11 protein-coding genes and 1 tRNA gene are annotated in these 15,246 nt (G+C 63.0%); 4 read left to right on the forward strand and 8 right to left on the reverse strand.

The genetic code is table 11. The features are described from left to right. A partial coding sequence (locus ACQR2C_RS31340) for an integrase core domain-containing protein (RefSeq protein WP_434882851.1) occupies window positions 1–621 on the forward strand: 621 nt, incomplete at its 5' end. 353 nt (window positions 622–974) lie between these two features. Here ACQR2C_RS31340 and ACQR2C_RS31345 read toward each other — a convergent pair. Further along, entirely contained in the window at window positions 975–2,753 is a 1,779-nt protein-coding gene (locus ACQR2C_RS31345) for an acyl-CoA dehydrogenase (protein WP_434873935.1), read from the reverse strand. 289 nt (window positions 2,754–3,042) lie between these two features. On the opposite strand from ACQR2C_RS31345, the gene ACQR2C_RS31350 reads away from it, so the two are divergent. From ACQR2C_RS31350 to ACQR2C_RS31360, 3 genes are all read left to right on the forward strand, one after another. Beyond that, window positions 3,043–3,117, forward strand: a tRNA-Gln gene (locus ACQR2C_RS31350). 1,010 nt (window positions 3,118–4,127) lie between these two features. Next, a complete protein-coding gene (locus ACQR2C_RS31355; protein WP_315802369.1) occupies window positions 4,128–4,652 on the forward strand; it encodes a dienelactone hydrolase family protein in 525 nt (174 codons plus the stop codon). Window positions 4,653–5,040: 388 nt separating this feature from the next. Beyond that, a complete protein-coding gene (locus ACQR2C_RS31360) occupies window positions 5,041–6,012 on the forward strand; it encodes a bifunctional enoyl-CoA hydratase/phosphate acetyltransferase (RefSeq protein WP_434882852.1) in 972 nt (323 codons plus the stop codon). Window positions 6,013–6,164: 152 nt separating this feature from the next. Here ACQR2C_RS31360 and ACQR2C_RS31365 read toward each other — a convergent pair whose 3' ends face one another. From ACQR2C_RS31365 to ACQR2C_RS31395, 7 genes are all read right to left on the reverse strand, one after another. Further along, entirely contained in the window at window positions 6,165–6,446 is a 282-nt protein-coding gene (locus ACQR2C_RS31365; RefSeq protein ID WP_434882853.1) for an acyl carrier protein, read from the reverse strand. After that, window positions 6,443–7,654 (reverse strand): dihydrolipoamide acetyltransferase family protein, encoded by a 1,212-nt coding sequence (locus ACQR2C_RS31370; RefSeq protein ID WP_315802372.1) that lies wholly within the window; start codon window positions 7,652–7,654, stop codon window positions 6,443–6,445. The genes ACQR2C_RS31365 and ACQR2C_RS31370 overlap by 4 nt, the downstream gene beginning before the upstream one ends. 8 nt (window positions 7,655–7,662) lie before the next feature. Beyond that, the gene (locus ACQR2C_RS31375) at window positions 7,663–8,670 is read right to left on the reverse strand and encodes an alpha-ketoacid dehydrogenase subunit beta (protein WP_315802373.1); all 1,008 of its coding nucleotides are present in this window, start codon (window positions 8,668–8,670) and stop codon (window positions 7,663–7,665) included. 6 nt (window positions 8,671–8,676) lie between these two features. Beyond that, on the reverse strand, window positions 8,677–9,681 hold the full coding sequence (gene pdhA, locus ACQR2C_RS31380) for a pyruvate dehydrogenase (acetyl-transferring) E1 component subunit alpha (RefSeq protein WP_315802374.1): 1,005 nt from the start codon (window positions 9,679–9,681) through the stop codon (window positions 8,677–8,679). After that, complete coding sequence (acsA, locus tag ACQR2C_RS31385) at window positions 9,678–11,492, reverse strand: acetate--CoA ligase (RefSeq protein WP_434882854.1); 1,815 nt, start codon at window positions 11,490–11,492, stop codon at window positions 9,678–9,680. Before acsA ends, pdhA begins: the two co-directional genes overlap by 4 nt. 408 nt (window positions 11,493–11,900) lie before the next feature. Then, window positions 11,901–12,347, reverse strand: a complete 447-nt coding sequence (locus ACQR2C_RS31390) for a YbhB/YbcL family Raf kinase inhibitor-like protein (RefSeq protein ID WP_434839789.1) — start codon at window positions 12,345–12,347, stop codon at window positions 11,901–11,903. Between the two features lie 11 nt (window positions 12,348–12,358). After that, window positions 12,359–15,199, reverse strand: a complete 2,841-nt coding sequence (locus tag ACQR2C_RS31395; protein WP_434882855.1) for an AMP-binding protein — start codon at window positions 15,197–15,199, stop codon at window positions 12,359–12,361. Window positions 15,200–15,246: the final 47 nt, after the last annotated feature.

Genomic DNA, 15,246 nt, shown 5'->3' on the forward strand with positions numbered 1-15,246 from the left:
CGCGGCTCTACGGTCAAAGGACATTTGGAGACGACGTTCCGCCGCTATGGACTGCCGGATGCGATGTTCGTCGACAATGGTGGCCCCTGGGGCTTTACCCTCGAAGACCCCTGGACCGCGCTGACGGTCTGGCTGCTGAAGCTCGGCATTCGAACGATCCACAGTCGCCCTTACCATCCGCAGAGCCGAGGCAAGAACGAACGCTTCCATCGCAGCCTGAAGGCCGAGGTCTTTGCCTTCAAGCGTTACAGAGACCTTCCCGACGTCCAGCGGGCGCTCGACGAATGGCGAGCCGTCTACAATCTCGATCGGCCGCACGAAGCTCTCGACTTCAACGTACCGGCAAGCCGCTATCGGCCCAGCCAACGCACGATGCCGGATCGCCTTCCGAGGGCCGAATACGACGAGGGAGAAATCGTCCGATCCGTGTCGAGCACGAAGGCCTACGTCAGTTTCGAGGGACAGCTCTGGAAAGTTCCGCAAGCTTTTCGCGGTGAGCGGCTCGCTATTCGGCCGCTCAGCCAAGACGGACAATTCGGAGTTTTCTTTGCCGCGCATCAGATCGCAGCGATCGATTTGCGCGACCCAAAAAGTGTCAACTATGTCTCCGAACAGGTGTAAGCTATGTCTCCGGACTGAACAGCAGCGAAGCAATCCAGAGTCCTTGCTCGACCCTGGATCGCTTCGCTGCGCTCGCGATGGCGGAATTCCGAGTAGACGGCCTGCGCAAGAAACGACCTTCATCGCCACAAAGTTTGCAATGACGTAGTGCGGGGCAGGGCGTGGCCACAACCTCAACTGTCGTCCCGGCCTTGAGCCGGGACCCATAACCCCAGGGAGGAGTGCGGGGCACGATGGAGGAGCGATTGGGCCAAGCCATGACCGCCGGTGAGTCTGGGTCCTGGCTCAAGGCCGGGACGACACCTTTTGTGTGGCGCATGTCGCGCCACCAGCACATTGTGTGGCTCGAGTCCTCACGCCACCAGCACGGCCTCCGCGGCGAGCACGGCGTCGGCGCCGTCGGTGACGGTCTTTTCCAGCGACGGCGCCTGCACCGCGAACGTCTCGGCGAAGAAGCGGGCCAGCGCGACGTGGCGGGCGCCGTCGGTCTCGTTCTCGCTGCGCGCGGCCAGCGCCTCGTTGGCGAGCATGCAGCCGCCGAGCGCGGAGCCGAACAGGCGCAGGTAAGGCGTGGCGCCGGCGAGCGCGTCGTTCGGCGCGGTGCCGAGCTTGTCCAGCAGCCAGCGGCTGGAGCGGTCGAGCGCGCCCAGCGCGTCGCGCAGCTTGGCGCCGGTGGTGCCGAAGGCCGGATCGTTCGAGGCCTCGACGCGGCGGACGATGTCGGTGAGCTCGTCGAGCAGCTTGAACACCGAGGCGCCGCCATTGGCGCCGAGCTTGCGCGTCACCAGGTCGATCGCCTGGATGCCGTTGGTGCCCTCGTAGATCGCGGTGATGCGGGCGTCGCGATAGTGCTGTGCGGCGCCGGTCTCCTCGATGAAGCCCATGCCGCCATGGATCTGCACGCCGAGATAGGCGACCTCGTTGCCGATGTCGGTGGAGAAGGCCTTCGCGATCGGCGTCAGCAGCGCGCCGCGCGCGGCGGCCTCGGCACGGACGGCCGGATCCTTGGCGCGCACGGCGACATCGAGCGCGACGGCGGTGGCGTAGCAGATCGAGCGCGAGGCGGCGGTCAGCGAGCGCATCTGCATCAGCATGCGCTTGACGTCGGGATGGGCGATGATCGCATCGGAGCCGGTGCCTTTGCTGCCGACGGCGCGGCCCTGTTTGCGCTCCTGCGCATAGGCCAGCGCCTGCTGATAGGCGCGATCGGCGACGCCGACGCCCTCGAGGCCGACGCCGAGCCGCGCCTGGTTCATCATCGTGAACATGCAGCGCATGCCGGCATTCTCTTCGCCGACGAGATAGCCGATGGCGCCGCCATGGTCGCCCATCGTCATGGTGCAGGTCGGCGAGGCGTGCATGCCGAGCTTGTGCTCGATGCCGCTGGCATAGATGTCGTTGCGGGCGCCGAGCGAGCCGTCGGCGTTGACGAGGAATTTGGGGATGAGGAAGAGCGAGATGCCCTTGGTGCCGGCCGGCGCATCCGGCAGCCGCGCGAGCACGAAATGCACGATGTTGTCGGTCATGTCGTGATCGCCATAGGTGATGAAGATCTTCGAGCCGGTGATGCGGTAGGTGCCGTCGGCGGCGCGCTCGGCGCGGGTGCGCAAGGCGCCGACATCGGAGCCGGCCTGCGGCTCGGTCAGCTGCATGGTGCCGGTCCACTCACCGGAGATCAGCTTGCCGAGATAGATGTCCTTCAGCTCGTCGCTGCCGTGCGCGTCGAGCGCCTCGATGGCGGAGAGTGTCAGCAGCGGACACAGGCCGAAGGCGACGTTCGAGGCGCTCCAGATCTCGGTGCAGGCGGCGTTGATGGCGAGCGGCAGGCCCTGGCCGCCATGCGCCTCGGGGCCGGACACCGCGTTCCAGCCGGCCTCGGTCCAGCGCTTGTAGGCATCGGGCCAGCCCGGCGCGGTCGTCACCTTCTTGTCGGCGAGCTTGACGCCGTTCCTGTCGCCGATCGTGTTGAGCGGGGCGAGCACGTCGGTGGCGAACTTGCCGGCCTCCTCGAGCACGGCGGCGGTGATGTCGGGGTCGAAATCGCCGTAATGGCCGGCCTCGACCGCCGCCTTCAGCCCGGCGCCGTGGTTGAGGGCGAGCAGCATGTCGTTGAGCGGGGCGCGATAGGTCATGGCGTGTCCTCGGGGGTCGAAATTTGCCGGTTTGGCCGCCGTCATCCCATGAAACCGGCCGGGTCTCAACTTTTTCGCAAGTCGTTGCGGCAGGCCGCCGCGGCGGCTCGGGACGGGCGGGATAAGAGCTTGTCCAAATTGACGAATTGGCGGCAGCCCCGGATCACTTGGGCGCGCCGTAAAATTCCTGCCGCCCGGCGGTTGAAATGGGCGGGCGCGCTCTGTAGACCACGGACGCCGATCCGGAATCGCCGGGCGTCTCCACGCTACGCCGATCCGCCGAGCCTGATGGGGCGTAGCCAAGCGGTAAGGCAGCGGATTTTGATTCCGCCATTCGGAGGTTCGATCCCTCCCGCCCCAGCCAGATTTCTGCTGCCCGGTCAGTATCTTACATTTTCACGATTTTGTTGTTCTGAAACTCGCCAGAGACCGCATTCTGAAACTCCGTTTGCGTTGTGCTCGCCAAGACGTGAGCTCGTCGTTTGCGTGTGGCCGCAAGGATGCGCGGAGCTGTGCGCTCGGCATAGCCGGCGCAACTTTCCTTTGTGCAGGGTGCCGACAGGGCGCGCCCCTGTCCCTCGGCAAGTTCGGCTTCCTCAAGCTCGGTCATCCCGCCGTGTCGGCAGGCGTCGAGACTGTCAGCAAACCCTACTCGTTCTCCGGCCTGCAGAAGCTCGTTCAACGGATGCGGAAGGAAATTTGGTCTGCCCGTCACGTTCACACTCGACGGCGAATTCGGCCGGGTATAGTCGGTGAACTACGCGCCATGCCTTGCGGCATAGGCCGACGAGTTTTTCGCCGCGCCGAAAGAGGACACTTTCGCCCGCGCTATTCGCGGCGCGCGGGGTGATACTCTTGATCGGCAGCGATCCGATGCGCTCACCTTTTTTGTTTCGCAGATCGCAGACGGCTTGCATGCTGTGCTCATAGCTTGGCCACGACCGCTTCGAGACCTTCTCAAGATACGCCTTCGTCTGCTTATATTCGCGGAAAAGCCAGTCAAGCGACCCGACGCGCGCTATAGAAGCTTTCGCGTAGATCACACCCAATCTCGCTCGAAGAGCGCCATTTTCCGCTCTCCGTGACAATTGGTGATTGTAAGATCGTCACCGGAGAACCGGACACTCATTGATCTGTGTCAAGAAACAAAGCCTATCGAGAAGACAAGGTTGCGGCCTCTACCGAGGAGCCGCTTTATCGATGGCACAGGTAAGAAGTGACACCCACGACATCCGGATCCCGCCGATTGGTCTTGCAGGAGTGTTGCATGTCCCGGGAGATGCCTATGCAATTGTCGCCTTCGTACATGGGAGTGGTTCAAGTCGGTTGAGTCCGCGAAACCGGGCGGTCGCAACCGCATTGAACACCCGGGGTATGGCGACGCTTCTATTCGATCTTCTCACCGACGATGAAGAGGATGATCGGGCCAACGTCTTCGATATCTCGCTGCTAGCGGATCGGCTCGCTGGCGTTGTCAGCTGGCTGGATGCACAGCCGTCTCTCGCAAGGCTTCCCCTGGGCCTGTTTGGGGCCAGCACTGGAGCTGCGGCTGCACTCGTTGCGGCCGCGAAATTTCCCCGCCGCGTGAGGGCTGTCGTATCGCGGGGCGGCCGTCCGGACCTTGCTGGTGACTTCCTTGATGAAGTTCGGGCCCCCACCCTCCTTGTTGTGGGAGGAGCGGATGTCGGCGTGATCGAACTCAACGAGGAGGCGTTGGCACGGCTGCAGGGTTTGAAGGCCCTGGAAATCATTCCGGGTGCCAGCCACCTGTTTCCCGAGCCGGGAGCGCTGGAGGCGGTTATTGAGCATGCTGCTCGCTGGTTCGAACATTATCTCGGGGCTGGCTCGGAGAAGTCGGCGCCCGGTATCGGGACCGAAAACGAGCGCAAGGGATCGTAGCGCCGTTCGAGAGCCGATTGGAGACGAGATGGATCGTTTTCGTCTCCGGCCACATGCGACCTGCCTCAGCCGAACGTGAACAGCCAGTCCGTGACGGCACGACGATCACGACGCTGGGCGCAAGCCTGACAAGCTTCTGCGATTCGCTGCCAAGTAACAACGATGCAGGCACGCGACGTGTCATGACCAGCCCTGCGCAGAAAGGCAGTTTGAAGCAATGCTGGATATCGCCGATCCGCTCCAGCCTCGCAACCTCCGCGGCTGGATTGACGTTTCTCTCAAGCCGCCTGCCTGGTCGTCAGACCTTTGATTTACCTCATGGCACCCGTCTGTCCATGGGGCTGGATATGACAAGCATCTCCGAGCGGAGTCATGTCGGATGAATCCTATGGACAGCGGAACCATCACAGTCCAGCAAGGAGGCGCGTCTGTCCGCCCCGAAGCGAAGGGCCGTCACTATCAGAGGATCATTGAGCAAGCGGAAGGCCTGCAGCCCCTCCGCACAGCCGTCGTCCATCCAGTTGATGCCCTGTCTCTCAGCGGTGCCATCGAAGCAGCGCGAGCGGGCTTGATTCTGCCCGTGATGGTCGGGCCCGAGGCGAAGATACGGGCGGCGGCCGAGCAGGCCAAGCTCGATTTGACCCCTTACGAACTCGTTCCGGCTGAGCACAGCCATGCGGCCGCTGTACAGGCGGCCGCCCTCGCCCGCGACCGCGGGGTGGAAGCGCTGATGAAGGGCAGCCTGCATACAGATGAATTCATGATGCCGATCCTGGCTGAGGAGAAGCTGCGGACCGAGCGCAGGATGAGCCACATATTTGTCATCGACACCCCGCTCTATCCGCGGCCGCTTTTCGTGACCGACGCAGCCATCAACATCTATCCAAATCTCTCCGACAAGAGGGATATTGTGCAAAACGCAGTTGACCTTGCGCATGCGCTTGGCAATCCGTCGCCTCACGTCGCAATTCTCTCGGCAATCGAAACTGTTACCGAGAAGATTCGCTCCACGATCGATGCGGCGGCACTCTGCAAGATGGCGGATCGCGGTCAGATCACTGGAGCCGTCATCGACGGGCCACTCGCCTTCGATAATGCCGTTTCCAGGGAGGCGGCGACGAGCAAAGGCATCATCTCTCCGGTTGCCGGACGGGCTGATATCTTTGTTGTGCCCGACATCGAGGCGGGTAACATGCTGGCAAAGCAACTCGAATATCTCGCCGGCGCGGACGTTGCGGGCGTTGTGATCGGTGCTCGCGTTCCCATCATTCTGACGAGCCGGGCCGACAAATCACTGGCGAGACTCGGATCTTGTGCAATCGCGTTGCTGTGGGCACGCTATCGCGTGCCGACTGCCTAGCAGAAACAGGACTTCTCGTCCTTAGACAGAGCCCAGCATCGCTCCGACCGGGGGGGCGCGCGCCGCCGCCCGTTGCATCCTGATTCAAGCGGCCGGCGATTGAAGTTGCCGGGCAAGGCTCAGAACTCGCAATTCCCGCGGGCGCAACCAACTTACTCCTTGGCCGATTCCAGTTTGGCTCTGAGATAGGCGATCATTCCGGAGAGAGTAACGAGTTTGGGATAGTCGATCTCCGGAATATCGATGCCCGTGCGGTGATGCAGGGCGGTCACGAAGTTCAGGAAGTCTATCGAGTCAATATCGACGGTCTCGCGCAAATCAGCTGCTGGATCAATGTTTGCCAGATCGACTTCTGGCGCGATGTTGTTAAGCTCCTGTTTGACGATTTCGCTGAGCTCACCCTGCGTGATTTTGCGAATCTCGATCTCGGTCATAGCTTTTCAGGCTCCTGCAAAAGTCTGCCGATCTCGGCCAGAAACAAGGCGCCGGCGTGTCCATCGGTCACGCGATGATCACCTGCCAGCGTCATGGTCACCACGGAACGGGGGCCGATCACGCCATCGATGATCCAGGGACGCGTAACGACCTTACCAAAGCCAACGATCGCGACCTGGGGTGGATAGATGATGGCATAGAGAGCTTCGACTCCGCGCTCGCCTAGGCTGGATACTGTGATCGTCGGATCTGACAGTTCCGAACTGCGAATCCGCCCCGAGCGCGTTCGTTGCACCAGGTCGCGTAAGCTGCTCATCAAGTCGTGGAGCGGCAGTCGGTCCGCGTCATGCAGAGCCGGCGCCGCCAAGCCGCCGCCGCGGATCGCAATGGCAACCCCGACATGCACCGCCTTTGACGGCTCGAATTTGTTGTCGCGGTAGAAGCCGTTGAAGGCTGGAAAGCGACGAATCGCCAGCGCGACCGCCTTCAGCGCAAGCGCGCCGATCAAAAGGCGGCTGTCGGGCGGAAGCGCCACGTTTTGGTCGGCCAGCCAGTGTTCGCATGGCGTGACGTCGATCTGATGTTCAAGATAATAGTGTGGGATCTCCCGCTTCGACCGGGCCATTGCGGCCGCGATGGCTGTCCGCATCGCCGCGAGATCAAGCCAGCCCGCGCGCCTCTTTTCGGTTGGTGGCGGGGTTGCGCCGGACTGTCGCTCCACGTCGACGTAGACGATTGCTCCGCCCGGTCCGCTGCCGGTGATGGTGGAGAGATCGACGCCGCGTTCTGCGGCGAGCCGTCGTGCGGCAGGCGAAGCGGGAAGCCGTCCCACGACAGCAGCCGCAAGCGGTGGCGGCATTGGCGCGCCGATCGGCGTGGGCGGTGGTTGGGAGGGCACCGCAATCGGGGGATGCGCGGTTGGCAGAGGTAACGGCGGTGGCACCGGCGCTGTGACGGCGGCTCTTTCTTCACCGTCGGTACGGATCAGTGCTAGCGGCGTTCCGACTGGCACCTTGCTGTGAAGATTGACGAGGAATTTTTCGATTTCGCCGGCCAGGAAGGTTTCGATCTCGATCGCACCCTTCTGTGTCTCGACCACCGCAACAATATCGCCGCGTTTGACCCGGTCTCCCGGCTTCACCAGCCATTCCACCAGCGTGCCGGCTTCCATATCGGCGCCGAGAGAGGGCATGAGGAATTCGGCCACGGCCCGCCTCACGTCCGGCCGAGCGCCGTTTTCGCAGCGGTCACGATCTTCGCTGTCTGTGGCAGTGCCGCGTTTTCGAGGTGGTGAGGGTAGGGGATCGGCACCTCCTCGCTGCAAACCCGCCCGATCGGCGCGTCGAGCGACCAGAAGGCTTGTTCGACGATGCGCATGCCGATCTCTGCCGCCAGGCTCCCGGAGCGCCAGCCTTCGTCGACGATGACGGCACGTCGGGTCTTGGCCACCGAAGTCATGATCGTGGCGTCGTCGAGCGGCCGCAGACTGCGCAGATCGATCACCTCGGCATCGATGCCATCGGTTGCGAGCGCGGTCGCAGCCTCGAGCGTCTTCCAGAGCGACCCGCCATAGGTGATGAGAGAAATATCGCGGCCCTGGCGGCGCACGGCAGCCTTGTCGATATTGACGGCTCCGGCACCGGACGCGAGCTTGCCCGACATGTTGTAGAGCATGACGTTCTCGAAGATCAGCACCGGGTCGGGTTCCTGTAGGGCGGTCCACAGCATGCCGCGGGCATCTTCCAAGGTTGCCGGCGCGAGCACCTTGATGCCGGGAATATGTGCGTACCAGCCTTCAAGGCTGTGGGAATGTTGGGCTGCCAGCTGGCGGCCGGCACCGGTGGCCATGCGGATCACAAGCGGCACGCCGAACTGATTGCCCGACATGTGGCGCACCGTCGCTGCATTGTTGAGGATCTGATCGAGCGCGAGCAGGCTGAAATTGACCGTCATCAGCTCGACGATCGGCCGCATGCCAGCCATTGCTGCGCCAATGCCGGCGCCGGTAAAGCCTGACTCCGAGAGCGGCGTATCGCGAATCCGCTGCGGCCCGAATTCGGCGAGCAGTCCGTGACTCACCGCGTAGCAGCCGCCATAGCGACCGACGTCCTCACCCATCAGAAAGACGCGGTTGTCGCGGCTGAGCGCGTCCCGAAGCGCTGCACGCACCGCCTCGCGATAGGTCATCTCGATTGCATTGGTCCTGGGTGCCACCTGCTGCATGAAACCTCACATCCCGGTGGGGACCGCTCTGTCTGCATAAACAAAGCGGCTCAGTTGCTCGGTCGGCTCCCATGTCCCGGCCTCAGCAAAAACGACTGCTTCAGCGATTTCGGCATCGATCTCGGCCGTCATGCGGGACACCTCGTCCGGATGGACCATGTGATTGGCCTCGAGCCATCCCTGGAAACGCACAATCGGCTCCCGTGGACGCCACGACTCGACCTCGGCCTTGTCGCGGTAGAGCTGGGGATCGAACATTGAATGCGCGCGCAGCCGATAGGTGCGGCATTCAAGAAAATAGGGCATGCGCGTTTTGCGCACCGCCTGGACCGCGCGGCGGGCCGCCGCCTCGACCGCCACCACATCCATGCCATCGACGGCTTCCGAAGTGATGCGGTAGCATGCCGCCTTGCGCTGGATGTCAGTTTCGGATTCCGAAAGGGCGAGCGCGGTTCCCATGGCGTAGAGATTGTTTTCGCACACGAACAACACCGGCAACTGCCAAAGCTCCGCCAGATTCAGGCTTTCGTGGAATTCGCCTTCGGCCACCGCGCCGTCTCCGAAGAAGCATGCCGTGACGAGATCATCGCCCTGCATATGGGAGGCGAGCGCAAGGCCGATCGCCAACGGCAGGCCGCCACCGACAATGGCATTGCCGCCATAGAAATTGGTCGCGGCGTTGAACAAGTGCATCGAGCCGCCACGTCCGCGGCTGCAGCCTTCCTGCTTGCCGTACATCTCGGCCATCACGGTTGTCATCGGCACGCCGCGCACCAGGGCCTGCCCGTGCTCGCGATATGTCGCCACGATCCGATCGCGTTTTTCCAGCGCGGTTATCACTCCGACAGCGACCGCTTCCTCGCCGTCGTAGAGATGCATGAAGCCGCGGATCTTCTCCTGAGTGTACAATTCGGCACATTTCTCCTCGAAGCGGCGGATGCGGATCATGTGCTTGAGCAGACCCAGCATGTGCTCGCGCGACAAATGCGGCTTTGTGGCTGCAACCGTCATCGTTCCTCGCTTTCGAGAGTGGAGAGGTCGCCTTCGGGCAGACCGAGTTCGCGGGCCTTGAGGAGGCGCCGCATGATCTTGCCGCTGCGAGTCTTCGGCAGGTTCTGGCGGAACGCGATGTCCTTTGGCGCGACCGCCGGTCCGAGCCGCTGCCGCGCGTGGCCGAGGAGCTCCTTTCGCAGCGCGTCGCTCGGCGCAAAGCCCGGGTTGAGCGCCACATAGGCCTTGACCACCTCGCCGGCAGTGGGCTCCGGGATGCCGATCACGCCGGCTTCCGCAACGGCCTTGTGCTCCATCAGGGTGCTCTCCACCTCGAAAGGTCCGATCAGATGGCCGGAGCTCTTGATGACGTCGTCGGCGCGGCCGACGAACCAGTAATAGCCATCGCTGTCGCGCATCGCGAGGTCACCGGTGAGATACCAGCCGCCTGCAAAGCACTTCTTGTAGCGCGCCTCCTCGTTCAGATAGCCCCGCATCATCGACGGCCAGCCAGGATGCAAGGCCAATTCGCCCATGGCCATCGGCTTGGCAATCTCGCGCAGCCCGCCGCCTTCCAATCGTTCGACGATGCCGGCCTCGATGCCGGGTAGTGGTCGGCCCATCGACCCCGGCTTCACGTCCATCGACAGAAAATTCGTGATCATGATGCCGCCGGTCTCGGTCTGCCACCAATTATCGTGGAACGGCTTGCCGAAAGCCTCCATGCCCCACATCACGGCTTCCGGATTGAGCGGCTCGCCGACGCTGGCGAGCAGGCGCAGCGTCGACAGGTCGAACTTCTTGGCAAATTCGGCGCCGGCCTTCATCAACATGCGGATTGCGGTCGGCGCGGTGTACCAGACCGTGATTTTCTGATCCTGCAGAATGCGGTACCAGCGCTCGGTGTCGAACTCGGCCTGGTCGATGACCATGGTCACGCCATTGGTCAGTGGCGAAATGATTCCGTAAGAAGTCCCGGTGACCCATCCCGGGTCTGCGGTGCACCAGAAAATATCGTCGGGATGAAAGTCGAGCACGAGCTTGCCGGTCACATTGTGGGCGATGACCGCCTCGTGCACATGCACCGCTCCCTTGGGCGTGCCGGTCGTGCCGCTGGTGAAATGGAGCAGCGCCATATCCTCAGGGAGGGTCCGCACCGTCTCGAAGACTTCAGAGGCCTCCGCAAGCGCCGCAGCAAGGTCGATCGTATCGGGCGGCAAAGTGGCCGAGCATTCAGTCAGGAACACTCTTTCCAGGCTGGCGAGCTCCCTGCGCCAGGGCTCGATCTTGCGGCGATAGAAGGCTTCGGTGGTGATGAGCGCCTTGGCTCCGCCGATCGTCATGCGCGCCTTGATGGGCTCGGGTCCGAACGCCGAGAACAAGGGTGAAAACACGCCGCCATTCTTCAACGTGCCGAGGGCTGCGATGTAGAGTTCCGGCACCCGCCCGAGCAGCGAGAAGACCCGGTCGCCCTTCCTTATCTCGTGCCGGGCCAGGGTGTTGGCGAAGCGGTTCACCTGGGCGCCGAGCGCGGCATAGGTGAAATCGCGAGTGCTGTCGTCGCGGCCGATCCAGCGCAGCGCAAGCTTGTCGCCGCGACCGGCCTTCATATGGCGGTCGATGGCCTCATGGGCGATGTTGAGACCGCCGCCGGGAAGCCCGTCGAGCAAGGCTCGCGCATCGGCCCATGAGAAGGTCCGCCTGGCCTGATCATAATCGATCAGGTTTGCGCCGACGTAGTCTTGCGGGCGCTTGCGGATTCGTTCCCATTGCCGCTGCTCGGTCTGAGCTTCACTCCCGCCGCGGGAGTTCGCCGCGTCCGTGGTGGTCATGATTGGCTCCGGTTCATTGCGAACGCGCCCGACGCGTCGCTGTACCAGCTAAAATTTGGTCCGAGCGCGCGGACGCTCGTTGATCTGCGTCAACAGTGAGCCCCGCGGTCTGCCGGTTTGGCACCATGTGACCTGTCCCCGAAGTTTCATCCAGCCGTAATTGGAGTCCTGTTGGGTTTGCACTGACGACGCAGGTGCGGCGCCCGCGTTTGGAGGCGCATATGAGCTGACGGTCATTGTCGATGACACCAGGCGAGCGAGCCGGAGATCCAGTTCGAGGGCCGCGATCACGCCACCCTAGTCATATCAATGGGGGCGCGTCTCGCGAGCTTCTTGCCGATGCCCGACACGCGCGCTTTACCGCTGATTGACAATGGGTCATGTTTCTGTGCGCTCAGGTTGGCAGCGCTATCTCTCATAGCGGCCGACAAGAACCGCTTCCGCGAGCGCAAATTTGCGTGCCTCGCGCTCGATATCCCGGCAGGACGCGTTTGCCTTGGCCCTGACATGGTCGGTCGAAAGCGCGAGCAGCCGAAAATGATAACGATGCGGCCCGTGGTCATGTGGAGGGCAGGGCCCGCCATAGCCGGTCTTGTGGAAGTCGTTCACCGCTTCCTTGATGATCACATTCGTGGCATTCTCGGCAAGCTCCGTCTTCGTGAGCGGAATGTCGTAGGCCGCCCAGTGATGCCAAGTGCCGGCGGGCGCGTCGGGATCGTCGCAGAGCAGCACGAAGCTCCGCGTTCCCGCTGGCGCACCGAACCACTGTAGAGGAGGCGAAACGTTGTCTCCGTCACAGGTAAAGTGCCGCGGAATGACCGCTCCGTCGGCAAAGGCGCTGGAAACGAGCTTCATGGCTCTCTCCTTCAGGCTGCGGGGGACATCGGCTCGGGCTTGACGAGTTCTTCCAGATCCGGCTCGCCGCAACGAGCGAGCATCCATTGTCGCACTTGGTCGCGCAGCCGAATGATGGATTGAAAATCGATGCCGCCGGGCTGGATCGGATCGCCGATCTCGATGCTGACTGCGCTGTAGCGCGGGAACCACTGATCGCTGCGCAACATTGTCCGTGTGCCGGCGATGATGCCCGGCAGAACGGGAAGATCGGCTTCTGCCGCGGTCTTGAAGGCGCCGAGATAGAAGCCGGACAACCCGGCCCTGCGGGTGAACGTTCCTTCTGGAAAGAAGACGAGAAGCCGCCGGTCGCGGGCTAGCGCACCCAGTCGCGCGGCATCCGTCAGGCTGCCCGAGACGTCGTAACGTTCGACGAAGGGAATATCGAGCCGGCGCAGGATTGGTCCTGCGACAAGCTGCTCGGCCAATTCACGCTTTGCGACGATCGCTGGCTCCCCGGGGAGTGTCGCAGCCAGAGCAAAGGCGTCCATATAGCTGGAATGGTTGAATACGAGTACCGCCCCTTGCGCAGGGATTTTCTCCAGGCCCTTGATCGCAAGCGGAACGCCCATCCCTGCGAGCGCAATGCGACCGATCTGCCTGAGCGCCGACCAGCGCGATCTCGGCGTCGGAAGGATGAGCACGGCAAGATATCCCGCAGCAAAGGCGCCGCCGAGCATGATCCACCACCATGCTGCATAGATGTCCTCGTAGAGCAGTCGGCCAAGCCGACTGGCCTGAGTCGCCGCGCTGGCAAGGGCAAGACGCAACAACTGCAAACCAAGTGTGCCCTGGTGCGTATCGATATCGCCTCTTTGGTATAGCTCCCGGGCCGCACTGCGGCGAATCTTTCCGCTCGATGTCTTCGGCACTGTGCGGGGCGGCGCCAACACGATCTCGTCGGGTGGCGTGCCTGCGACGTCCGTCACAACCTCCTGGGCGCGCGCCTGCAACTCGAGGCGGCGAGGTTGGTCGGACTCACGGGTTTCGACCAGCACGACGACGCGCTCCGTCCCCGAGACGCGATCGGGTACGCCGAACACCGCGACGCCGCCTTTGTGCACGCCCGGGATATTGGCAACTGCTTGCTCGATCTCTTGGGGATAGAGATGCCTGCCGGCTCGTATGATGATGTCCTTGACTCGTCCCGTCACGAAGATGTCGCCCCCAACCATGTAGCCGCGGTCGCCGGTGTCGAGCCAATCTCCATGGAACAGTTCGCGCGTCTTCGTCTCGTTGCGGAAATAGCCGCTTGTCGCCGATGGGCCGCGAAACTCGATCCGTCCTTCCCGCCGTTCGCCCAGCTCGCGGCCGGTCGCGTCAACCACGCGGATTTCATGGCCGGGAAGCGGCTGGCCGCACGCCGGAATCTCCAGGACCGCTGTATCGCCAGGCGGTGCCGGCTTCGCGATGCCGTGAATACTCAGTTCGTCGCGATTGATGCGATCGATGACCGGCCCGCGGCCGAGCGGCGGAAAAGCCAGGCCGACGGAGTTTTCGGCCAGGCCATAGACCGGCGCCATCGCCTTTGCGGGAAAGCCGTGACGGCCGAACCGCTCGGCAAACTGGCGCAGAGTCTGGACGCTGACCGGTTCGGCGCCGTTGGCGACCATGCGCAGCGAGCCCAGATCGAGTCCCTCGAGATCATCATCGCTGATCTTGGCAAGGCATAGCTCGAAACCGAAATTGGGCGATGCTGAAAACGTTGCGTGATACCGATGCATCGCCCACAGCCAGCTCTGCGGTCGGATCAGAAAACTCAACGGCGACATCACGTAGAGCGGTGCTGCATAATGCATGCAGCCGAGCCACGCGCCGATCAGCCCCATGTCGTGATACAGCGGCAGCCAGCTGACGAAGACGTCGGCGGAACCGGCTTCCATCACCGTGCCCATCGCTCTGATGTTGGCGAGCAGCTTCGCATGGCTGAGCACCACGCCTTTCGGGTCACCGGTGCTGCCTGACGTATACTGGATCAGGGCCGTTGCACTCGCATCCTTCAAATGGGGTAGCGGCGCCGGCGCCGCGGAGGCTTCGATGTCGGCGACACTGGCGACGCTGACCAGGCTTTGCACCAGACTGCGAAGCAGGCCGGCTAATCGCCGTCCTTCCGGCATGGTGATCAGCATCCGGGTGCCGGCATTGCGCAAAATCATGGTCTGGCGCCGTAGATGGTCCTCAAGCTGCGACAGGCGCATCGGCGGGTAGATCGGGACCGGTATCGCGCCGGCGTAGAGAATGCCGAAGAAGGCGACGAAAAAATCGATGCTGGTTGGGAGCATCAATCCAATCCGGTCTCCTGCCGTGATGTCTCGTGCGATCAGACCACGGGCCACCTGCCGGGCTTTCGCCGCAAGTTCTCCATAGCTGAGCGTCCCGAGCGTCGTCGCCTCGTCCTGCAATACTGTCAAATGCAGCCGGTCGGCGTGTCGCGTGGTGTGCCAGTCCAGCACCTCGATCAAGGTGCGCGCCTCGCTTGCGGCCGGTACGGCCGGAAGCGCCGAAACCGGGTGCCCGACTGAGACCGGGCGGTCCAGCGTCGGGCCGGCCCGTTCGAGCGCGCGGACCAGATCCTCGACGGTTTCTGCCTCGCCGACCGCCTGCGCCGGAAGGCGAACGTGGAAAGCCCGCTCGATGCGCAGGATCAATTCAGTGCGCGCGAGGCTGTCGATCCCGAGGTCTCGCTCGATGCGACTCGAAGGCTCGACCTCCATGAACCGGCCGCGCTGAGGATGAAGCTCGTGGACGAGATCCTTCACGAGCGCGATCAAGGCGCGACGACGCTCGAGAGTGCCTGGCGCAAAATCATCCATGACATCAGGTAGCTCGAATAGCTCACGCGACTATTGAGCAATGTCAA

Source organism: Bradyrhizobium sp. HKCCYLRH3061, assembly GCF_051168015.1.
Lineage (GTDB): Bacteria > Pseudomonadota > Alphaproteobacteria > Rhizobiales > Xanthobacteraceae > Bradyrhizobium.

Bases quoted from the DNA above. Each gene is read 5' to 3' on its own strand.
- pdhA (WP_315802374.1), bottom strand. From the start codon at position 9,681: ATGACGGTTGCAGCCACAAAGCCGCATTTGTCGCGCGAGCACATGCTG.
- ACQR2C_RS31390 (WP_434839789.1), bottom strand. From the start codon at position 12,347: ATGAAGCTCGTTTCCAGCGCCTTTGCCGACGGAGCGGTCATTCCGCGG.
- acsA (WP_434882854.1), bottom strand. From the start codon at position 11,492: ATGACCACCACGGACGCGGCGAACTCCCGCGGCGGGAGTGAAGCTCAG.
- ACQR2C_RS31345 (WP_434873935.1), bottom strand. From the start codon at position 2,753: ATGACCTATCGCGCCCCGCTCAACGACATGCTGCTCGCCCTCAACCAC.
- ACQR2C_RS31360 (WP_434882852.1), top strand. From the start codon at position 5,041: ATGGACAGCGGAACCATCACAGTCCAGCAAGGAGGCGCGTCTGTCCGC.
- ACQR2C_RS31395 (WP_434882855.1), bottom strand. From the start codon at position 15,199: ATGGATGATTTTGCGCCAGGCACTCTCGAGCGTCGTCGCGCCTTGATC.
- ACQR2C_RS31365 (WP_434882853.1), bottom strand. From the start codon at position 6,446: ATGACCGAGATCGAGATTCGCAAAATCACGCAGGGTGAGCTCAGCGAA.
- ACQR2C_RS31355 (WP_315802369.1), top strand. From the start codon at position 4,128: ATGGCGACGCTTCTATTCGATCTTCTCACCGACGATGAAGAGGATGAT.
- ACQR2C_RS31375 (WP_315802373.1), bottom strand. From the start codon at position 8,670: ATGCAGCAGGTGGCACCCAGGACCAATGCAATCGAGATGACCTATCGC.